This window comes from Pantoea sp. JZ29, assembly GCF_035190385.1.
GTDB lineage: Bacteria > Pseudomonadota > Gammaproteobacteria > Enterobacterales > Enterobacteriaceae > Pantoea > Pantoea stewartii.
Genome location: NZ_CP045241.1, coordinates 4,200,688 through 4,221,539 on the forward strand (window position 1 = coordinate 4,200,688; position 20,852 = coordinate 4,221,539).

At 54.6% G+C, this 20,852-nt stretch carries 20 protein-coding genes and 4 tRNA genes; 7 read left to right on the top strand and 17 right to left on the bottom strand.

Annotated elements, in window-relative coordinates; all coding sequences use genetic code 11:
* Positions 1-14: 14 nt before the first annotated feature.
* Complete coding sequence (pldA, locus tag GC090_RS19465; RefSeq protein ID WP_033737373.1) at positions 15-890, bottom strand: phospholipase A; 876 nt, start codon at positions 888-890, stop codon at positions 15-17.
* Positions 891-1,080: 190 nt separating this feature from the next.
* Between pldA and GC090_RS19470 the strand changes: the two genes are divergently transcribed.
* On the top strand, positions 1,081-1,551 hold the full coding sequence (locus GC090_RS19470; RefSeq protein ID WP_006121457.1) for a thioesterase family protein: 471 nt from the start codon (positions 1,081-1,083) through the stop codon (positions 1,549-1,551).
* A 53-nt stretch (positions 1,552-1,604) separates the two neighbouring features.
* Here GC090_RS19470 and GC090_RS19475 read toward each other — a convergent pair whose 3' ends face one another.
* Positions 1,605-2,078, bottom strand: a complete 474-nt coding sequence (locus GC090_RS19475; protein WP_006121456.1) for a nuclear transport factor 2 family protein — start codon at positions 2,076-2,078, stop codon at positions 1,605-1,607.
* Between the two features lie 233 nt (positions 2,079-2,311).
* On the opposite strand from GC090_RS19475, the gene GC090_RS19480 reads away from it, so the two are divergent.
* Together GC090_RS19480 and rarD are read left to right on the top strand one after the other, a co-directional pair.
* A complete protein-coding gene (locus GC090_RS19480; protein ID WP_324020651.1) occupies positions 2,312-2,689 on the top strand; it encodes a winged helix-turn-helix transcriptional regulator in 378 nt (125 codons plus the stop codon).
* A 119-nt stretch (positions 2,690-2,808) separates the two neighbouring features.
* The gene (gene rarD / locus GC090_RS19485; protein WP_054688544.1) at positions 2,809-3,708 is read left to right on the top strand and encodes an EamA family transporter RarD; all 900 of its coding nucleotides are present in this window, start codon (positions 2,809-2,811) and stop codon (positions 3,706-3,708) included.
* Here rarD and GC090_RS19490 read toward each other — a convergent pair.
* The 10 genes from GC090_RS19490 to GC090_RS19530 form a co-directional block, all read right to left on the bottom strand.
* The gene (locus GC090_RS19490; protein WP_054688546.1) at positions 3,679-4,731 is read right to left on the bottom strand and encodes an AbrB family protein; all 1,053 of its coding nucleotides are present in this window, start codon (positions 4,729-4,731) and stop codon (positions 3,679-3,681) included. The genes rarD and GC090_RS19490 overlap by 30 nt on opposite strands.
* 97 nt (positions 4,732-4,828) lie before the next feature.
* Positions 4,829-5,782 carry a magnesium/cobalt transporter CorA gene (gene corA / locus GC090_RS19495; protein ID WP_006121454.1) on the bottom strand — a complete coding sequence of 318 codons (954 nt, stop codon included), beginning with the start codon at positions 5,780-5,782 and terminating at the stop codon, positions 4,829-4,831.
* 167 nt (positions 5,783-5,949) lie between these two features.
* Complete coding sequence (ysgD, locus tag GC090_RS23290; RefSeq protein WP_349887138.1) at positions 5,950-6,006, bottom strand: YsgD/CorL family protein; 57 nt, start codon at positions 6,004-6,006, stop codon at positions 5,950-5,952.
* Positions 6,007-6,073: 67 nt separating this feature from the next.
* A complete protein-coding gene (uvrD, locus tag GC090_RS19500) occupies positions 6,074-8,236 on the bottom strand; it encodes a DNA helicase II (RefSeq protein WP_039339236.1) in 2,163 nt (720 codons plus the stop codon).
* 54 nt (positions 8,237-8,290) lie between these two features.
* Positions 8,291-9,007 (bottom strand): 5-amino-6-(5-phospho-D-ribitylamino)uracil phosphatase YigB, encoded by a 717-nt coding sequence (gene yigB, locus GC090_RS19505; RefSeq protein WP_033737361.1) that lies wholly within the window; start codon positions 9,005-9,007, stop codon positions 8,291-8,293.
* The gene (xerC, locus tag GC090_RS19510) at positions 9,004-9,909 is read right to left on the bottom strand and encodes a tyrosine recombinase XerC (RefSeq protein WP_033737359.1); all 906 of its coding nucleotides are present in this window, start codon (positions 9,907-9,909) and stop codon (positions 9,004-9,006) included. The genes yigB and xerC overlap by 4 nt, the downstream gene beginning before the upstream one ends.
* On the bottom strand, positions 9,906-10,610 hold the full coding sequence (locus tag GC090_RS19515) for a DUF484 domain-containing protein (RefSeq protein WP_006121450.1): 705 nt from the start codon (positions 10,608-10,610) through the stop codon (positions 9,906-9,908). The genes xerC and GC090_RS19515 overlap by 4 nt, the downstream gene beginning before the upstream one ends.
* A complete protein-coding gene (dapF, locus tag GC090_RS19520) occupies positions 10,607-11,431 on the bottom strand; it encodes a diaminopimelate epimerase (protein ID WP_033737412.1) in 825 nt (274 codons plus the stop codon). The genes GC090_RS19515 and dapF overlap by 4 nt, the downstream gene beginning before the upstream one ends.
* 29 nt (positions 11,432-11,460) lie before the next feature.
* On the bottom strand, positions 11,461-11,670 hold the full coding sequence (gene lptM, locus GC090_RS19525) for an LPS translocon maturation chaperone LptM (RefSeq protein WP_033737356.1): 210 nt from the start codon (positions 11,668-11,670) through the stop codon (positions 11,461-11,463).
* Between the two features lie 135 nt (positions 11,671-11,805).
* Positions 11,806-14,364 (bottom strand): class I adenylate cyclase, encoded by a 2,559-nt coding sequence (locus GC090_RS19530; RefSeq protein ID WP_033737355.1) that lies wholly within the window; start codon positions 14,362-14,364, stop codon positions 11,806-11,808.
* A 311-nt stretch (positions 14,365-14,675) separates the two neighbouring features.
* Between GC090_RS19530 and hemC the strand changes: the two genes are divergently transcribed.
* From hemC to hemY, 4 genes are read left to right on the top strand one after another with little or no spacing between them, the layout of a single operon-like run.
* Positions 14,676-15,617, top strand: coding sequence for a hydroxymethylbilane synthase (gene hemC, locus GC090_RS19535; RefSeq protein WP_054634795.1), 942 nt, complete (start codon positions 14,676-14,678; stop codon positions 15,615-15,617).
* A complete protein-coding gene (gene hemD, locus GC090_RS19540; RefSeq protein ID WP_006121445.1) occupies positions 15,614-16,342 on the top strand; it encodes a uroporphyrinogen-III synthase in 729 nt (242 codons plus the stop codon). Before hemC ends, hemD begins: the two co-directional genes overlap by 4 nt.
* 24 nt (positions 16,343-16,366) lie before the next feature.
* The gene (hemX, locus tag GC090_RS19545) at positions 16,367-17,500 is read left to right on the top strand and encodes a uroporphyrinogen-III C-methyltransferase (RefSeq protein ID WP_058701511.1); all 1,134 of its coding nucleotides are present in this window, start codon (positions 16,367-16,369) and stop codon (positions 17,498-17,500) included.
* 2 nt (positions 17,501-17,502) lie between these two features.
* The gene (hemY, locus tag GC090_RS19550) at positions 17,503-18,699 is read left to right on the top strand and encodes a protoheme IX biogenesis protein HemY (protein ID WP_033737352.1); all 1,197 of its coding nucleotides are present in this window, start codon (positions 17,503-17,505) and stop codon (positions 18,697-18,699) included.
* Between the two features lie 801 nt (positions 18,700-19,500).
* On the opposite strand, the gene GC090_RS19555 is transcribed toward hemY, so the two are convergent.
* The 5 genes from GC090_RS19555 to wecG form a co-directional block, all read right to left on the bottom strand.
* Positions 19,501-19,577: transfer RNA gene (locus GC090_RS19555), tRNA-Pro, on the bottom strand.
* Between the two features lie 21 nt (positions 19,578-19,598).
* A tRNA-Leu gene (locus GC090_RS19560) sits at positions 19,599-19,685 on the bottom strand.
* Positions 19,686-19,701: 16 nt separating this feature from the next.
* Positions 19,702-19,777 (bottom strand) — tRNA-His (locus tag GC090_RS19565).
* Between the two features lie 95 nt (positions 19,778-19,872).
* Positions 19,873-19,949, bottom strand: a tRNA-Arg gene (locus tag GC090_RS19570).
* A gap of 157 nt (positions 19,950-20,106) precedes the next feature.
* Positions 20,107-20,847 (bottom strand): lipopolysaccharide N-acetylmannosaminouronosyltransferase, encoded by a 741-nt coding sequence (gene wecG, locus GC090_RS19575; protein ID WP_324020652.1) that lies wholly within the window; start codon positions 20,845-20,847, stop codon positions 20,107-20,109.
* Positions 20,848-20,852 lie beyond the last annotated feature (5 nt).

Sequence of the window (20,852 nt, forward strand, 5' to 3'; positions counted from 1 at the left end):
GACTTGATGGTTAATTAAAATAAATCGTTGAGTGTCACGCCCACACCGACGCGTGTCTGACGATGGTTGTAGTCAATAAGGGATTCGCCATAGCCGCTAAACAGTTGCGTATAGAAACGAACGTGTTGGGTGATCGGATAACTCCAGCCCAGCGTAGCGCCGCCGTAGCCGCTATTCCAGTTATAGTTGCCTTCAACGCTGAAAATACTGTCGCCCATGGCGTAACCTAACTTCGCACGATAATAACCCATGTATTTGGTGATATCGGGGTTGTCGTCATTATTCGCGCTTTCTGAAATACGGAACCAGGGCTTGATCTCGGCCAGGAAGTTACCGTTCTGCGCCATCAGACGAGTATAAACACGATTCCAGCTGCGTGAGGTCGGATCGCTGCGGCCGTTAGACTGATGATTCACACCGACCTCAACGTCACGCAGTGTCCAGCCGGCAAACGAGTAATCGGTCGCCCAGCCCAGGAAAATCTGTGGCTCATAGTTCGTCTCACGGAAAGGCGACGACTCTTTTTTATTGGATAACTGCCACCATGAGCGCTGAGTATAAGACGCCGCTAATACGGAGTTGTCACCGACAATGCCACGCCACAACGGAAATGCCAGGCTGAGCTGGAATTTCACTTCATCTTTACGTGCGTTTTTTGCCCAGTTGTAAGAGGAAATCGCCTCTTTATTTATGTCGCTGGTATAGGTGTAAAGCAGATAATTATTTTCGTAAGGATAAAGCACAAACGGGTTGTCGTGCTGCTCCAGCAGGTTGGCAATGATGCTGCCTCGCACCTGCGGTGCATCGTGAACATGTTTAATTGTGGCTTCGTCCGCCTGCGCCAAAGCAGGAAGTAACATTGCCGCCAGCAAGGCGCGATGCTTACGCATAGGATTCTCCGATGAAAACTGCGTATTCATAAAAGCGAATGGGTGTTGTAAAAAGCAGGACATTCTACACACAAAAGTGGGTGAACATCAGCGCTGATTTCCTAAACTGGAAACCCTGTCGAGCGAAGCATAGAATAAACATCTTATTAACATCTACAGTTCAATTACCAGCTGTTCAGGACTAAACACCATGTCATCCGTGCTATTGACTCAGCAGGACGCTCGCCGCCTCGTCGGTGAAATTTTTATTTATCACATGCCGTTTAATCAGGCGCTGGGTCTGGAACTGGATCGTCTGGAACCCGATTACGCAGAAATCAGTTTTGCCAACAAAACCATGCTGGTGGGCAATGCCGCCCAGCACATTCTTCATGGTGGTGTAACAGCAGCGGTACTGGATGTCGCCGCGGGCATGGTGTGCGTGAGCCATGCCTTGACACGTGATGAGCAGATAAGTGAAGACGTGCTGCGCCAGCGACTGTCCCGTATGGGGACGATTGATATGCGGGTGGATTATCTCCGTCCCGGACGGGGCGAGCGCTTTATTGCCAGCAGCCGTTTACTGCGTGCCGGCAATAAAGTCTCTGTGGCGCGGGTAGAATTACATAATGAGCAGGGCCTTTACATTGCCACCGCAACCGCGACCTACCTGACCGGTTAAGCGAATCGACGCGTAGCACCGTTCAGGCCCTGCCACGCAGTATCCTGCCTGCCTCAGAACATCGTATTGGTATTCGCTGAGGTCGCCGGTACGGCCTGAATCACATCCCAGTGCTCGACAATTTTGCCGTTTTTCACGCGGAAAATATCCGTAACAGCCTGACCACGATCGTGTTCACCATTGGTCGAGTGAACATGCAGCCATACCAGATCACCGTCGGTTGCACTGCGAACGATGCGCGCTTTTGACTGTGGGTTTTTGCTGAAAAAATCACTGAAAAAGTTAACCAGCGGTGCCTTGCCATTCGGCACCCCGGGATTGTGCTGGCGGTAATCGTCCGCCACGACCCGGGCCGCTTCTGTCACCTTGTGCTGATTGAAAAATTGATTATAAAAGTTGATCACCAGCGCACGATTGGCCTCTTCCACGTTAAGATCGCGGCCTTCTTTCGGTTGCACGGCGTACCCAGCGCTCGCTGTCAGGATACCTGCCGTCAGCAGCAGGGTTTTCAGAAAGGTTGCCATCATTTTTCTCCTTGCTCATTCGTTACAGCGCTAACCGCTCCGCGCCAGAGGATTACTTCATACAGGGTGCCGGGCATGGCCCGGACGCGCCATCAGGTTTTGATATCACACCAGGTCACAAAAATAGACTGTTGTCGCTGCGGATGGTACATTCGCGCAAAATGGATAACAAGACGTCACTTTGTGCTGACTCAGTCACATGAAAGTGACTATTACTACGTGCAGGAACCCTTTCCATGTCTGTGTCATCCCCTAACACATTCAGTTATGAACAGCCTTGCCCCATTCGGGATGTACTTGACCGGATTGGCGATAAATGGAGTTTGCTGATTCTTGAGGCGCTGGCCGAGCGCACGCTGCGCTTCAATGAGCTGCACCGCCATATTGGCGATGTCGCTCGTCAGGTGCTGTCACGAACGCTGAAACGGCTGGAGGTGGACGGCTATATCCTGCGGACTCTTCATCCGGAAGTGCCGCCACGGGTTGAGTACAGTCTGACAGAGTTAGGTCGTTCTTTTCTTAAACCGATGCAGCAACTGATTGCGTGGGCGGATGACAATCATCAGGCCATTTGTCTTTCCCGCCAGCGTGCCCGTGAGCAGGACAAAGCCTGACCCTGCCTGTTGCCAGATCGGGCTACAGACATGACGGGGACTGCGGTAACATTGCGGCCCTCTGTCACGCCGCTTTCTCTCAGTGACTTTTGGTACAGAACGAACTTTCAGGATGATTTATGGATACCCAGCAAACCCGTCAGGGAATAGGTTTTGCGCTTGGCGCTTATTTCATATGGGGCATTGCACCTGCCTACTTCAAATTAGTTAAAGCCGTCCCTGCGACTGAAATCATGACGCACCGGGTAATCTGGTCAGCCTTGTTTATGCTGCTGTTGATTACGCTTAGCCGCAGTTGGGGGCAGGTCAGAAGCGTCGTGCGCCAACCCAAAAAGGTCTTGCTACTGGCGCTGACCGCCGTCACGGTGGGCGGTAACTGGCTGCTGTTTATCTGGGCGGTGAATAACCAGCATATGCTAGAAGCCAGTCTGGGCTATTTTATTAACCCTTTGATTAACGTTGTGTTTGGTATGGTTTTCCTGCGCGAACGTTTTCGTCGCCTGCAGTGGCTGGCTGTGGCGCTCGCTACCGCTGGCGTCCTTTTGCAGCTATGGCAGTTTGGTTCGGTGCCGGTGATTGCATTAGGCCTGGCCTTCAGCTTTGCGTTTTACGGCCTCATGAGGAAGAAAATTCAGGTCGATGCCCAGAGCGGTATGCTGATTGAAACGCTGTGGCTGTTTCCGCTGGCCGCGCTGTATTTATTTGGTTTTGCAGACAGCAGTACCAGCCATCTTACCGCCAATCCCGCCAGCCTGAATCTGTTGCTGATCGCCGCAGGTATTGTGACCACCATTCCGCTGATGTTCTTTGCCGCAGCCTGTGCCCGGCTGCGCCTGTCGACGGTTGGCTTCTTTCAGTATCTTGGCCCAACGCTGATGTTCTTACTGGCGGTGCTGTTTTATGGCGAGACCATCACGCCGGATAAAATGCTGACGTTTGGCTTTATCTGGCTGGCATTGCTGGTCTTCATTCTGGATGCCGTCGTGTTTTCAGCGCGGGGCCGACTGCGCAAAGCGTGAAAGAAAACGCGCCATTGCCGGGCCGGTCAGGAGAATGGTGAATAACCGCAGGGTTTGCATCGCCATCACAAACGCCATATCCACTCCGCTTCCGGCCGCAATGATCGCCACGGTGTCCAGGCCACCTGGACTGGTGGCGAGATAGGCGGTCATCAGGTCAATATGGAGTACGCGCGTCAACATCCACGCCAGTCCGCCACACAGCAGCATCAGGCCGAAAATGGACAGCAGCATTTGCGGCAGGGTGCTCAGCGCCAGTTTGAAAATGGGTCGGGTGAAGCGCAGCCCGACGCTCCAGCCGATCAGGGCGTACGCCAGGGCAAGCAGCCATTCAGGCATCTGAAGCACGGCTGTTCCGGTAGCGTGCAGCGTAGCGCCAATCAGCGCAGGCACCAGCAACGCGCCGGACGGAATGCGTAACCAGGGGCCCAGCCAGGCGCTGCCGATCACCAGGCAAATCGTCAGCAGAAAACCGCTGTTCAGTGCAGGAAACCACACCAGTGATCCCGCATGAGCGCCATCGCCCAGGCCGATGCGAGCCACCATTGCTGCCGCGCCCGCCACAAACAGAACGCGCAGATACTGCATAAAGGCGACCAGACGCACATCCGCGCCGAATTCTCCCGCCATCGCCACCATGGCAGAAGCACCACCAGGTGACGATCCCCACGCGCCGGTCGGGCCGGGAAGCTGACTAAACCGAACCAGCAAAAAGCCCGACACACCGCTGGCCGCCAGAGTCAGCAGCAGTACCGCTACCACGACGGGCCAGTCCTGTAACAGCGGCGTTAAAATGGACGGTGACAGGCTCTGTGCAATCATACAGCCCAGTACCGCCTGCGACAGCAGGAACAGCCGCTTGTGGATGCGCAATGTGGCACCGGATAACCCCATCATCACGCCCACAATCATCGGGCCCAGTAACAGGGCGGCCGGAACATGAAAATACTGGAAGAGCGCGCCAAGTAATACCGATGCGACCAACAACAGTAACCACTGCACGCGCAATGAAAGAGAGGCCATAAAAGTTAATTTTTTGTGAAAATGGAGCGGGTAGATTACGCAGAATTGTGCCAGCAGGCCAGCGAAATGGGCCGGTTGGACCGGCCCTGACAGACGATTACAGCCAGTTCTTGCGTTTGAAATAAAGATAAGGCGCCAGACCGGCAAGCATCATCAGACAAATCGCACCGGGATAGCCAAAGCTCCATTTCAGTTCAGGCATAAACTCAAAGTTCATGCCGTAGCTGGAGGCCACCAGCGTTGGCGGCAGGAAAACCACGGAAACCACCGAGAAGATCTTGATGATGCGGTTCTGCTCGATATTAATAAAGCCCATCGCCGCCTGCATCAGGAAGTTGACCTTCTGGAACAGGGACTCATTGTGAGGCAGCAGCGATTCGATATCCCGCAGGATTTCGCGCGCCTGCTCCAGTTGATTGCCTGGCAAACGGGCTTTTCGTACCAGGAAGTTAAGCGCTCGCTGCGTATCCATCAGGCACAGGCGCACTTTCCAGCCGATATCTTCCAGCTCAGCTAACCGCGACAGCGCCTGATCGTACTCCTCGCCCTGCTGACCTTCCATAATCACGCGGCTAAGCTTTTCCAGCGCGCTATAGATGTTTTCAATCTCATCCGCCAGCTGTTCAATTTTGGTCTCAAACAGGTCGAGTAGCAGCTCGTAGGCGTTACCGTCAATCAGCGTCTGGTTGCGGGCTCGCATGCGGTAAAGACGAAAGGCAGGAAGCTCCCGCTCGCGCAGTGTATATAAGCGTCCTTCGCGAATCGTAAAGGCGACCGTCGAGTTGCCGGCATGATCTTCGGCATCTTCAAAAAAGAAAAAGGAGTGGATGTGCAGGCCATCTTCATCTTCGAAGAAACGCGCTGAGGCTTCGATATCTTCCAGCTCAGGGCGCGTGGCCAGGCTCTGCCCCAGCTCGGACTGAACACGGTCGCGCTCGCCTTCCTCAGGCTCGACCAGGTCAACCCACACTGACGTGGTCAGTTTATCGCTTTCTTCTTCCAGTTCCAGACGCGTCAGGCGACTGTTATCAAGTTTAAATGCGCTCAGCATAGCAAGACTCCCCATTGCAGACTTTATGGGACAACGCTGTAAGGCGGTCGGAACAGATAACCGCGAACCTGAACACGGAGAAACGATAAATCAGTGCTGACTCGTGCGACGGATCAAAAAGGGAGGTCGCTGATAACCGCTAAGGCTACCAGCGTAATGAGATAGCCTTAGATGTTATTCCTGAAAACCAGGTTAATGAGCCAGCATCGACTGGGCGTGTCCAAGGCATTGTCCTCTCATGATAATAGTGCGCGCATGTTACGCTGAGACGAAAAAGTCGTCAACCGGCGGCTAGACGGTTTCCAGTTTGGCGTAGGCAGCCACCAGCCACTTGATCCCCTGCCCCTGAAATGCCACCTGAAGGCGGCTGTGTTCCCCGCTACCTTCCAGATTCACGATGGTGCCTTCACCAAACTTCGCGTGACGAACGCGCTGTCCCAGAGAGAACCCCGTGTCGCTTTTGCTGATCGGTGTGCCCATGCGCTGATGGCTGACTGGCCGCGTAACGCTGGCGCGTAACCGGACTTCTTCAATACAGTCTTCGGGCAGCTCACCGATGAATCGCGAGGGGCGATGGTAAACTTCTTTTCCGTACAGACGGCGGGTTTCCGCGTACGTCAGCGTCAGTTTCATCATGGCACGTGTGACGCCAACGTAAGCCAGGCGGCGCTCTTCTTCCAGCCGTCCACCTTCGTCCAGCGCCATCTGGCTGGGGAACATGCCTTCTTCCATGCCGACGATAAATACCTGACTGAACTCCAGCCCTTTCGCAGAGTGCAGCGTCATCAGTTGCACCGCATCCTGCCATTTGTCCGCCTGCCCTTCGCCGGCTTCCAGCGCGGCATGCGACAGGAAGGCCTGAAGCGGCATCAGGTCTTCATCTTCATCCTGATAGCTAAACTGGCGCGTGGCTGTCACCAGCTCCTCAAGGTTTTCGATACGCGCCTGGCCCTTTTCACCCTTTTCCTGCTCGTACATCAGCCACAGACCGGAATCCTTGATGACCCGATCGGTCTGTACGTGCAGTGGCATTTCGGCGGTTTCGCTTGCCAGTGAATCCACCAGCTCACAGAAACGTTGCAGGGCAGAGGCGGCACGGCCGGCGAGCGCGCGTGACTGAAGGAGTTCACGCGTTGCCTGCCATAAGGTGATCTGCTGTTCGCGGGCCGTCTGACGCACCACATCCAGCGTACGATCGCCCACGCCACGTGTGGGCGTATTGACCACGCGCTCGAAAGCCGCATCGTCGTTGCGGTTGGCTATCAGACGCAGATAGGCCAGCGCGTCTTTAATTTCCTGGCGCTCGAAGAAGCGCATGCCGCCGTAAATCCGGTAGGGCATACTGGCCTGCAGCAGGGCTTCTTCCAGCACGCGCGACTGGGCGTTACTGCGGTAAAGAATCGCGCAATCGGCCAGCGCATTGCCATTTTCCATCCAGGCTTTAATGCGATTGACGACAAAGCGCGACTCATCCAGCTCGTTGAAGGCGCAGTAAACCGAGACCGGCTCGCCATCGCTGCCATCGGTCCACAGCTCTTTGCCGAGTCGGCCATTATTATTGGCAATCAGGGCGTTAGCGGCTTTCAGAATCGTGTTGGTGGAGCGGTAATTCTGCTCAAGACGAATGGTATCGGCACCGGGAAAATCCGTCAGGAAGCGCTGAATATTTTCAACCTGCGCCCCGCGCCAGCCATAGATGGACTGATCGTCATCACCGACGATAATGACTTTGCTGCTGTCGCCCGCCAGCATACGAATCCAGGCATACTGAATGTTGTTCGTATCCTGAAATTCATCCACCAAAATATTGCTGAAACGCTCACGGTAGTGATTCAGGATAGGGGGCTTGTTTAACCACAGTTCATGGGCCCGCAGCAGCAACTCGGCAAAATCGACCAGCCCGGCACGATCGCAGGCTTCCTGATAGGCCTGATAAATGCGCAGCCAGGTCTGTTCTACCGGGTTGCCATAGCTTTCAATGTGCTTCGGCCGTAAACCTTCATCTTTCTTGCCGTTGATGTACCACATGCCCTGACGCGCAGGCCACTGCTTCTCATCCAGGTTCATCGCCTTAATCAGGCGTTTGAGCAGGCGCAGTTGATCTTCACTGTCGAGGATTTGGAAATCCTGCGGCAGGCCCGCGTCGAGATGATGCGCACGCAGCAGACGGTGCGCAAGGCCGTGAAACGTGCCAATCCACATACCGCCCTGACTGGTGCCGATCAGGTGCTCAATACGGTGACGCATCTCTGCCGCCGCCTTGTTGGTAAAGGTCACCGCCATAATGGAATAAGGTGAACAGTTTTCAACGGACAGCAGCCAGGCGATGCGGTGCACCAGAACGCGTGTTTTTCCACTGCCCGCGCCCGCCAGCACCAGCAGGTTGCTGCGCGGTGCCGCAACGGCAGCACGCTGTTTGTCATTCAACCCGTCGAGCAGTTCAGAAACGTCCATAAGCACCAATAAGTCAGAGAATGCGAAGCATAAGACTGGATAAATTCACAGCCATTATAGCAGCGAGGTCAGTGATGCCAACTGTGAAATTTCAACGTGGGGCAGAAGACGGGCATCGTCAATGTGCATCAGATTCCCCTCACGCAGGTTAATCCAGCAGGCTTGCATGCCATAACGTAACGCGCCTGCCACATCCGTAGTGAGATCGTCACCGACGTGAAGAATACTGCCCGGGGCGATATTCAGGCGTTGCGCGGCAAGGTGATACATATCCTGCCACGGCTTCGCGCGCCCGTCTGGGCCAGCACGCAGTGAAAACTGGAAGTAGGCTGACAGGCCGAGCTTTTCAGGCTGCGCGTTACCATTCGTAATCGCTACCAGCGGGACTTTTTTCGCCAGCGCTTTCAACGTGTCATGGGTTTCCGCCGGCATCGCCACCTGGCTGCGCCAGTGATGGAACACCTCCATGATCTGGGCGGCGCCCGCTGTCGCGTCTGCTGCCGTTAAGCCCGCGTCAGTCATAAGCAGCTCTATCGTACGACGGCGCCATTCTGTCACATCGTGATAAATGTCAGGTTCACGAAGTCGCAGTTGATTGCGCAGCGTCGCCACATCATCCGGCGTCACGTCACGCAGTGCAGGATGAAAAGCCTGCAGAGCGGCATGCGATGCTTCTGTGGTTTTACGTATGACCGGATAGTTGTCATACAGCGTGTCGTCTAAATCAAAGGTGATCGCTTTGATGGCACGCAGCGGGCGATAGAACTTCATTCACTCTTTCCTCGTTTGGCGCGGGGATGCGCAGCATCATACACCGAAGCCAGGTGCTGGAAATCAAGGTGGGTATAAATTTGCGTCGTCGACAGGTTGGCATGACCAAGGAGTTCCTGCACCGCGCGCAGATCGCCACTGGATTCCAGCAGATGGGTTGCAAAGGAGTGACGCAGCTTGTGCGGATGAATATGGCTGTTCACGCCCTGTTTAATGCCCCATTCGGCAAAACGTTTTTGAACATTACGGGCAGAGATGCGCTTGCCCCGGCTGGAGAGAAACAGCGCATCATCGTCGGCGTTAAAGGCGAGACGGTGCGGCAGCCATTGCTGTATCCAGTTGACCGCCGTGCGTCCAATCGGTACGCGCCGCTCTTTATTGCCTTTTCCTGATACCCAGACTTCTCCCGCCTCAAGATCAACATGTCGGCAGTCCATATTGACCAGTTCGGACAGGCGAAGCCCTCCGCCGTACATCACTTCCAGCATGGTACGATCGCGTATTGCCAGCGGATCGTTAAGATCGATTTCCAGCAGTTGATTAACTTCATCGACGTCGATATTTTTGGGCAGATGGCGGCCATTACGCGGTGTGGCAATGCCTTTCGCCGGGTTGGCGGGCAGCATGTCCTGGCTCACCTGCCAGTCAAGAAAACTGCGTAGCGCCGAAAGCCGTAGCGCCAGACTGCTGGCGGCCAGGCCTGCCCGACGGCTGCGGGCAGCCATACTGCGTACCATGGCGGGATCGAGTTGCGACCATGCGCCGACCTTCATTTCATCGGCGATGCTCACCAACGCCTCTAGCTGGCGCGCATAGCTGCTCAGCGTTAACGGGCTGAGCTGGCGCTCAACCTTCAGGTAGCGCAGAAATCCGTCAACGGCCTCCTGCAGCACGCTGCTCATGCGCGCTCCACCCAACGTTCCAGTAATTCCGGCATCATCTGCGAAAGATGCTGTAGCAGTAAGGTTCCCATGCCCGACTGATAATGCAGGCTGTCGCGACTGCTGAACATGATGATGCCGAGTTCACCCTGTTCGCCCATCAGTGACATGGCCACCGAGCCGATGGCTTTCGCCTGGGGCAGCAGTAGCAGCAGTTCGGGGCCATTAATACTGCCGAGATAGTGCTGTTCATTACCGAAGCGCTGAATGCGCAGCGGTTCAAAGGCCTGGCGCGCCAGGCCAAGCTGCACAAAATCAGAGGGCGCACCCAGCCGCCACTTATCGTTAAACAGGCGGATATTGGCCCCGGCCAGGCCCAGCTCACGCGCCCAGCGATGCAAGCGGTTCAGCATATCCTGCAGTGAACTCGCGGCGGCAAGATGGCTTTGCAGTGCAAGCAGGCGGGCAAAAAGTTGCTGGTTCGCCGTGGCCTGCTCCATCAGCAAGGTGATTTCTTCTTCCAGCCGTTGAATATGGTTGCGCTGGCGCGCCATGTGCCATTCCACCAGCGAAACGCTGCCGCGAACCGGATGCGGTACGGCCATCTGTTCGACCTGGCGCGCATTACGCATAAAGAAATCAGGATGCTGTCGCAGATAATCACTGACGGCCTCATCGTCCAGCAGAGGTGTGTTTTCCACCTGCTCTTCGACATTTTTCATAAGTGAATAAACCCATCGTAGACATGTGTGGCCGGGCCGGTCATAAACAGCGGCTGTCCGGCACCTTTCCAGGCGATGTGTAACGTACCGCCTGGCAAATCAACGCGCACTTTCTGGCTCAGAATCCCCTGCTGAATGCCACAGGCCACCGCTGCACAGGCACCGCTGCCGCACGCCTGCGTTTCGCCCGCACCACGTTCGTAAACACGCAACCGGATATGTTCAGGGTTGATGATTTCCATAAAGCCAACGTTGACGCGCTCAGGAAAACGCTCGTGGCTTTCCAGTATCGGTCCCAGCAGCTCGACCTGTGCGGTTTTGGTGCTTTCGACCTGAATCACGCAATGGGGATTTCCCATGGAGACGGCACCAAACATGACCGTCTGCTCCGCCACGCGAAGCAGGTACAGGTTTTCAGCCTTGTTAGCGCGGAAAGGCACCTGCTGGGGCTCAAAATTGGGCTCCCCCATATTCACGCGGACCAGCTCGTCGGGCGTAACGCTGAGCACCATTCTGCCCGCCTGGGTGCTGACGCGAATGTCGCTTTTATTGGTCAGGCCTTTCAGCTGGACAAAGCGGGCAAAACAGCGCGCCCCGTTACCGCATTGCGCCACCTCGCTTCCGTCCGCATTGAAAATACGGTAGTGGAAGTCAAGATCGGGATCATAAGGCGGTTCGACGATCAGTAGCTGATCAAAACCCACCCCTAAATGGCGATCGGCCAGCCGGCGGATCAGTTCCGGCGAGAAAAAGACGTTTTGCGTCACAGCATCCACAACCATGAAATCGTTGCCGAGACCGTGCATTTTGGAGAACTGCATTTTTTGCTCCGCCGGATACGCCATAAGAATTATTTCATTTGTGAGCTTGAATCACCGGTCACCAGACCGCCCACATCCGCTTTAGAGGCCTCGGCTTTCTGCTTTTGCGTGGGCGCTGACGTGGGCGCGGCTTGTTTTGGCGTTTCCTGCGGTGGGAAGTAGAGCGGTCCTTTCAATCCACAGCCTGCAAGGCTTGTTAATGCCAGTGTCATTGCTAACAGGCTTATCGCTTTCTTCATTCTTTATGCTCTTCATGTCCTGTGTCCTGGATGCTTATCATCGCAGTTGAAGTTGGAAAAGCAACAGGAAATCCCAGCAATTCACGCAAGCCTTGTGGCAGGCCCTGGCAGAGCGCCACAAGCCTCCGGCAGAACTCAGTGCATCTGATAGCGTGGTTGATAGTCGTTGTTGTCGTTATCGGGCTGTGAGGCGCACAGCGCCGTTAATGTCTGATTCCTGAAGGGAATCACCTGATAACGGTCGCCCACATTCACGATTTGGTAAAACTGCGGCAGGTTGAAATTGATAAAGCTTGAGCCGTAGGTAAAACGATCGTGTGACGACGAGTAAAAACGGCTGACATCCCGCACCAGCTCTTCTTTGCTGCCTTCACAGTGGTGGTAGACCTCAACGCGGTTACTTTCATCCAGGATATAGATATTGAAGCCGCGATCGTCAGTGGTGTCTTCAAAGAAGAACTGAATGATCCCTTCGCTGGCGTAGCCATTGACCACCGGCGGCAAAGGCGTCTGATTGGACTCAACCTTGATCGACAAACCGTGCAGCTTGTTATTGGATATGGCGCCATAGAACTCAACGGCGTTTTCCAGTTTCTGCACCGAAACCCCCATGCGTTCAAAGAACAGACCCCAGGTCTGGCCGGCCATGCGTAATGCCTTGAACCGGCCCGGCTCCTGACGCGTACTGGAAAGGCGCAGTTCAATACATTCAGACACCAGTTGCTGCACACGGGTACGAATCAAGCCGCGCAAATGCTGGCTATAGCAGAAAACCTCCACCGTATCTGGCGGTGAGGCATCCTGATGCATTTTACCCAGGATGGTCTTCAGCCCTTCTATCATCGCCTGCTCGCCACTAAAGTGCAGCGTACGCACTTCATTCCATGAGTTACGGTACAGCAGGTCAATGCTGCCAATTAAACATTGCTGCTGCTGGCCAAAGCTGAAGACATCGAGCTTACGGAAATCAAAATGCACCACCTGGTTACGGAACGCCGAGGTCGGATCGTGCTCAAGGTTAACGATGATCGCCAGGTGACGAATTTCGCAGGGGCTGTAGAGCGCTTTGGGCGTGGGTGCAGGCAGGCGCAGCGGGAAATGGCTGGAGACATCATCAACCAGCTCCTGCAGGCGCGCCAGATCACACAACTCGTTGCCTTTGATATGCAGACGGGTTTTGCTGGTCAGCAGACCATTGAACCATGCCCAGGCCACCAGCTTATTGAGATAGCGATTATATTCCAGCGGCTGGTGACTGATGATCGAGCTCATATCCGGCGCCTGATTATACAGATACCAGCCTGGACGATTGGCGCGGCCCGCCGGCACATGAATAAAGGTCAGGTTGGATTCGGACAGGTCGGGGGAAATCTGCGGATTAACCAGCGTCACCTTGCCCGGCAAAGCCTCAAAGGCAGCGTACAATTTACGGGTCAGCACGCCGATATCCTGCGGGCTGGCACTGACGCTTAAATTGTTGCGGCGGGCAAAGCGGATAAGATTGCGATAGCTTTGCATCATGGCATCGAGCAACTCATTATGCGCTTCGCGGACGCGTTCGATTTTCCATTCGGCACGGTTGTCCAGAATGGCGAGCTTTTCATCGTCCCAACCCCAGGATTTCACCAGCTGCGACAGAATTTCACGACGCCAGCCGCTACGTTGCTGATGGTCATCCGTACTGAGTTTTTCGCATACTTTCAGATAGAAGCAGCGGCGTACTAAATCGAGCCGCGGCTGATCGTCGATACTGGTGAGATAATGCGTAACGCGCTCCAGCATCATGCAGTAAGGATCCAGACCGAAACAGACGATCTCGCCATCGTGCAGTCGCTGTTTGATGTCCATCGCCAGCAGTTTAGTGTCCGGGTATTCCCAGCTGTAGGCTTCAAGCAGCAGCGTTTTCAGGACTGCTTTGTAAGGTGAGTCGATACTTTTATACAACTGCCACAGGCTGGCACCAAAATACTCTTCCGCTGACAGGGTACTGAGGCCGCCTAAATCAAGCCACTCGTTGGGCGTGAGCACGCCTTTCGCGTAGAGCGACATCACATAGTCATCATAGTGATGCTCTTCTTCGCCCGGCACCATATTCCACAGGATACGTTTACCTGCCATGCGCACGGCTGTGCGGTAGAACTCGTCCAGCAGCAGTATATGCTGAGTGGAACCGCAGTCCTCACCGCCAAGATTCCCGCTTTCGTTATGGCGGAAGCGGTTTTCATCGATCAGGAAGAAGCTGACTTCGATGCCCATGGAGGCGCACCATTTTTGCAACAGCGCACATTTGCGCTGCAGATTGAGGCGCTCTTCATTATCCAGCCAGGATTGATGGCACACCCAGATATCCAGATCGGACACGCTGTTTTGTCCAACAGAGGAGGTACTGCCCATCGAGTAAATACCGGTAATGGGCAGTTCGCCTTTTGGCGCGTCAACCAGGGTAAGTTCTTGCTCGCCTGTTAACTCGGCCAGTAGCTGAAGTTGGTTTTCATCAGGCGTGAAGACGTTGATGCCATGTGGAACGTTACCTTTGAGGTAACCCGGCATCAGCGGATGTTGATAATGTAATAAGATTGGCAGCAGACTGTAGACTCGCTGAAAAGCGGGTCCCATTGCAGCCAGCGCGCGATCTACGCGCAGCTGGTTAATTGCATCCAGTCTCTGTTTCAGTGTCTCAATATAGAGGTACAAGACGTTTCGCCTGGTTGTCCTGGAGTTAAGCACCCTGCTTCCGCTCTCTGCCACTTATTATAAAGATGTCGTGCAGATTATTGCTGGAAACGTGATCAATCTATCACTCGCCGGATTGACCGTAAAGAAAGTTACGCTACCGCTATTTTAGCACGGTTTCGTCTACTTTTCGCACACCCAACGAGCGGCCTGCGATTACTGCCTGATATCTCAGGTTTAATCTGCGGGCGGTTCTTTTCAATCCGTTGAAACTGACAGCCTTCCCTCAACGATGATAGGATATTCGATGAACGATCTAAATGGTTAACGGCATGTTAAACAAAATTTTCAGAATTGCTACACGACAAAGCCCTCTTGCCATGTGGCAAGCACAATATGTACAGCAGCGTTTGATGAGCGCCCATCCGGGTTTGCAGGTTGAACTGGTGCCCATGGTGACCAAAGGCGACATCATCCTGGATACGCCGCTGGCTAAGGTGGGCGGTAAGGGGCTGTTTGTCAAAGAACTTGAGCAGGCGATGCTGGAGAACCGTGCCGATTTGGCCGTGCATTCGATGAAAGATGTGCCCGTAGCGTTCCCGGCAGGACTGGGCCTGGTCACCATTTGCCAGCGTGATGACCCACGCGACGCCTTTGTCTCAAATCATTACGCGTCGATTGACGATCTTCCTCATGGCGCGGTGATTGGTACGTCCAGCCTGCGCCGTCAGTGTCAGATCAGTGCACGCCGTCCCGACCTGGTCATTCGCTCGCTGCGCGGCAATGTCGGCACGCGGTTAAGTAAGCTTGATGCTGGCGACTATGACGCCATTATCCTTGCCGCCGCCGGCCTTAACCGCCTGGGGCTGGAAGCGCGAATTCGCCAGCTACTGCCGGCTGAAATTTCACTGCCAGCCGTCGGCCAGGGTGCGGTGGGCATTGAATGCCGCCTGGATGACAGCACCTTAATTGGGTTACTACAGGCACTGAATCATGATGATACGGCTGTCTGTGTCAAAGCTGAGCGCGCCATGAATACCCGTCTGGAAGGCGGCTGTCAGGTACCTATCGGCAGTTTTGCGGTGCTGAATGGTGATGAGCTCTGGCTCCGGGGTCTGGTTGGCGCGCCGGACGGCAGTACCGTTGTAAGCGGCGAGCGCCGCGGGCCACGGTCTCAGGCCGAGCAGATGGGAATCTCGCTGGCCGAAGAACTGCTTAACAACGGCGCGCGTGAAATTCTGCACGACGTTTATCAGGGACAACCCCCCGTATGACGATTCTGGTCACGCGCCCGGAACCCGCAGCGGCAGAGCTGGTCTCCCGACTGCACGCCCAGGGTAAACAGGCGTGGAGCCTGCCCCTGATCGAATTCGCGCCGGGAGCTGACCTGCCCTCATTACCGGCTTCGCTAACCACGCTGCGCCGGGGCGATATGGTCTTTCTGCTCTCGCAGCAGGTTATCCACTATACACAGCATGCTGTCAAAGCATGGCCCGCAGACCTGGACTATTATGCAATTGGTCGCAGTACCGCGTTAGCGTTTCATACAGTGAGTGGCTTACAGGTGACCTGGCCTCATGCACAGGAAACCAGCGAGGCGCTGATCAAGCTGGCCACGTTGCAGCAGGTGTCAGGTAAACGCGCGCTTATCCTGCGTGGCAATCAGGGCCGCGAACTGCTGTCAGAAACGTTGACGGCACGGGGCGCGCAGGTCTTCTATGCCGAGTGTTATCAGCGCTGCCAAAAACATTATGACGGTGCAATCGAAGGCCGCCGCTGGCGCGATCGTCATGTTTCTACGCTGGTCGTCACCAGCGGCGAAATGTTGCATCAACTGTATTCGCTGTTCCCCGAGGTTGATCGCGAGGAATGGCTGCTCCGCTGCCGACTGATTGTCGTCAGCGAACGTTTGGCTTCTGTGGCCGCCAATCTTGGTTGGCAGGATATTCACGTAGCCGAAGGTGCCGATAACGATGCGCTACTGCGCGCGTTATGTTGAACTTAACAATGGGATGTGCCAGATATGACGGAACAAAAAGACACCTCCGCCGTGGTTGAAGAAACTACACCAGCGGTTGATCGCGATGCTTCTCTTCAGGAACAACCACCCCGCAAGCAAAAGAACGGCGGCATGGTCCTGGGAGCGGTCGCGATCGTCATCGCTCTGGCGATTGGCGCAGGTTTATACCTGAACGATAAACACCAGGCCGAATTGCAGGCACAAACCAATCAGAGTCTGAGCGAACAGCTTGCCAAGCTACAGCAGCAGGCAAACAGCGATAAACAGCAGCTTTCTCAGCAGCTGAGCACCACAGAAAAAGCGTTAGAGACCGCTCAGGCACAACAGGTGGCTTCTGAGAAAGCGCTGCAGGCGTTGCGCGAAAAGTTAGCCTCCATTTCAGGAAACGACGTGCGCAGCTGGCTGGTGGCTCAGGCAGATTATCTGGTGAAACTGGCGGGTCGTAAGTTGTGGAGCGATCAGGATGTCACCACGGCCGCAGCGTTGCTGAAAAGCGCTGATGCCAGCCTGGCAGATATGAACGATCCCAGCGTCATGAATGTGCGTCGCGCGTTGACGCAGGATATCAGTACGCTTTCGGCTATCTCCCAGGTGGACTACGACGGCATTATCCTGAAGCTTAATCAGCTATCAAACAACGTGGATAATTTACGTCTGGCCGATAACGACAGCGATGACGCGCCGATGGACAGCGACAACGGTGAACTTTCTGGCTCTATTCGCGAATGGCGTCAGAACCTGGTGAAGAGCTGGCACAATTTTATGGATGACTTTATTACCATCCGTCGCCGGGACAACACTGCCCAGCCCTTACTGGCCCCGAATCAGGACGTTTACCTTCGCGAAAACATTCGTTCTCGTCTGCTGATCGCGGCCCAGGCCGTGCCGCGTCATCAGGAGGAGATCTACAAGCAGTCGCTGGAAACCGTCTCAACATGGGTGCGTGCCTGGTATGATACGAACGATGCCTCGACAAAAGCGTTTCTGGCCCAGTTGGATGAACTTAGCCAGCAAGATATCAATATGGATCTGCCAGACAGTCTGGAAAGCCAGCCGTTGCTTGAACAACTGATGCAAACGCGCGTGCGTAACCTGATGGCACAACCCTCTGCCGCCGCAAACCAGCAGGGAGGCTGATCATGCTTAAGGTATTTATCCTCTTTGTCCTGTTGATTGCAGGGATTGTGCTGGGGCCGATGATTGCCGGCCATCAGGGCTATGTGCTGATCCAGACCGACAACTGGAATGTGGAAACCAGTGTGACCGGCCTTGCCATTATCCTGATTATCAGTTTGTTAGTGATTCTGGCGGTGGAGTGGCTGCTGCGTCGCCTGTTTCGGACGGGTGCCCGTACCCGTGGCTGGTTTACCGGACGCAAGCGCCGTCGTGCACAGCGCCAGACACAAAACGCCCTGCTTAAACTGGCAGAAGGTGATTTCAGGCAGGTAGAAAAGCTGCTGTCCAAAGACGCCGACCATGCTGATGTTCCTGTCGCAAACTATTTGCTCGCGGCAGAAGCGGCTCAGCAACGAGGCGACGAAATGCGGGCTAATCAGCATCTTGAACGGGCGGCTGAACTGGCTGGTAATGATGTTATCCCGGTCGAGATTACCCGAACCCGCATCCAGCTGGCGCGACATGAAGATCACGCTGCCCGCCACAGTATTGATCGTTTACTCGAAGTGGCTCCGCGTCATCCGGAGGTCCTGCGCCTGGCCGAGCAGGCTTATATTCGTACAAGTGCCTGGAGCGCCCTGCTCGATATCCTCCCGTCCATGGAAAAAACGCAGATTGGCAGTGAAGAGCACCGCGCTGCACTGCAACAACAGGCCTGGCTGGGTCTGATGAATCAGGCGATGGCCGATCAGGGCAGTGAGGGATTAAAACGCTGGTGGGGAAATCTGAGCCGTAAAACACGCCATGAGACCTCGTTGCAGGTGGCGATGATTGACCATTTGATTGAGTGTGACGATCACGATACCGCTCAGGAGATTCTGCTGGATGGGCTGAAACGTCATTACGACGATCGTCTTGTCCTGTTGATGCCGCGCCTTAAAAGCGGTAACCCGGAAGCGCTGGAAAAAGCGTTACGTCAGCAAATTAAGCAGCATGGTGCCACGCCTTTACTGCACAGCACCCTGGGTCAGTTGCTGATGCGCCATGGTGAATGGCAGCAGGCAGCGGAAGCCCTGCAACAGGCGCTGGCACAGCGCCCCGACGCTTTTGACTACGCCTGGCTGGCGGATGTGTATGATCGTCTGCGCCGTCCGGAAGACGCCGCAAAAATGCGTCGTGAAGGTCTGTTACTGACGCTAAAGAACAATCCCGATGCCTGATCTGTTAAAACCGGGTTCGCCCGGTTTTTTTACGCCCACAGGTTGAGACAAAAAAAACACCTGCCGAAAGCAGGTGTAAAATCAGGTCGGTTTGACAACCGAGAGGTACCCGACTCAACGTGGTGTCTGTTAATCCTGTAAGGCTTTCGCGATACAGGCAGGCAGACAACAGGTACCCAAAATTGGCTCTGCGTCATTCCCAGGTTTATGTAGCCGAAGCAGACATAAGAGGTGGAATGAGCATCTACGCGTTAATTATTGCATAATCCATGCCAGTTGCGCTTTTTATTTTTTTATTAAATTAAAACAAGGAATTAGCAATAAATAATTTTATCACTCTTTGCGCGCTGCCTGGGAATTGTCGGGATAATGCGACACAGCACTCGCTTTACGTCGCAAATAAGCGACACGTAAAGTAAAGGCGCGTCAACTTCATTTAAAACAATGAGTTATGCGTCTCAATTCTGCGACAACCGCGTAATCCCTGTTTCCGCAGAACTACCGTAAGCAAATCAGGCTGGACAGACGAGCAATAGCGCCGCTTACGGCGGAAACGCAAACCAAATTTCTTTCTCACCACATCTGACCAGAAACCGCTCTCACAGATGCACGTCTCCCTTTCGGCAAGACGATAAACCTGTTTGTGCAGACCGTTCTGGTGAGAGAAGACTATGCTTCCTGTGCAGGTTTTTGCATTCGCAACGTTGCCTCGCTTCGCCCGGCACAAACCGCCTTCGGTGGTCTTCACCCTCTTTTGTTCGGACGAAAAAAAACCTGTCTTCTCAGACAGGTTTCTAAAAATGGTCGGCGAGAGAGGATTCGAACCTCCGACCCACTGGTCCCAAACCAGTTGCGCTACCAAGCTGCGCTACTCGCCGATTTTTTTAATTTGTTTTGCCTGGTGCGAAGAGAGGGACTTGAACCCTCACGTCCGTTAAGACACTAACACCTGAAGCTAGCGCGTCTACCAATTCCGCCACCTTCGCGTATCCCAGCAAAATCTGGGGTGGCTAATGGGACTCGAACCCACGACAACTGGAATCACAATCCAGGGCTCTACCAACTGAGCTATAGCCACCACTGTACTGAATGTTGTAAGTCAAACCTACAGCATTTAAATCTTTCTACCTAACGCGGTACTGATACCACCGAAGCTCATACGCACAAACTAAATGGCGCGCCCGACAGGATTCGAACCTGAGACCTCTGCCTCCGGAGGGCAGCGCTCTATCCAGCTGAGCTACGGGCGCGTAGCGCCGTTGCGGATGTGCATACTAGAGATAAGCGCCCATCCTGTCTAGTGCTTTTTAAAGAAAATAGCGCGTTTGATTACGCTTTGTGCATTTCGTCGACAAATAACGCATTTACGCCTGTGCGGACGCGAAATTCTGGCATTAATCAGCGATATCACAGATCGCCACGCCAGTGATAACCCAAGTATTTCACCAGCTTTAACTGCCTGCGCAAGCGACTGGGCTGCACGAGCAAGCGATAGAGCCACTCCAGCCCCAGTTTTTGCCAGAAGACAGGCGCACGCTTTACGTGTCCCGTAAAGACATCGTAGGTGCCGCCTACGCCCATATACAGCGCCTCTGGCCACTGCCTCTGGCAATCCGCCATGAAAAGCTCCTGGCGTGGTGAGCCCATCGCTACCGTCACCAGCTTTGCGCCGCTCGCTGCAATGCGGGCACACAGCGCCTCACGTTCAGACGGGACAAAGTAACCGTTCTGGGCACCGACGATGTTGACGTTCCATTGACGACGCAGCTTCGCGCACGTTTCATCTAATACCGCCTCACGGCCACCAATCAAAAACACCGGTGTCCCCTCGCGGCCAGCGCGTTGCATTAAGGCTTCCCACAGATCGGCACCCGCGATGCGCTGCACGGAGGCCTGGGGATATTTCTTTCGAATCGACCGTACAATACTGATGCCATCAGGGTAATTGAATTCGGCCTGCTGGATTTGGGCGCTCAACGCCGCATCCCGTTCAGCACTCAAAACCTTTTCCGCATTAATGGCCACCAACGTACCTGTACGGATACCGGATGGAGGCATCAAAAAATCGACAAACGCTGTCATGCTGTCGAAACCGTACAGGGTGATACCGCGAATCTCGTAGCGTGGTGTACCGGTGTGCGTACTCATATCTT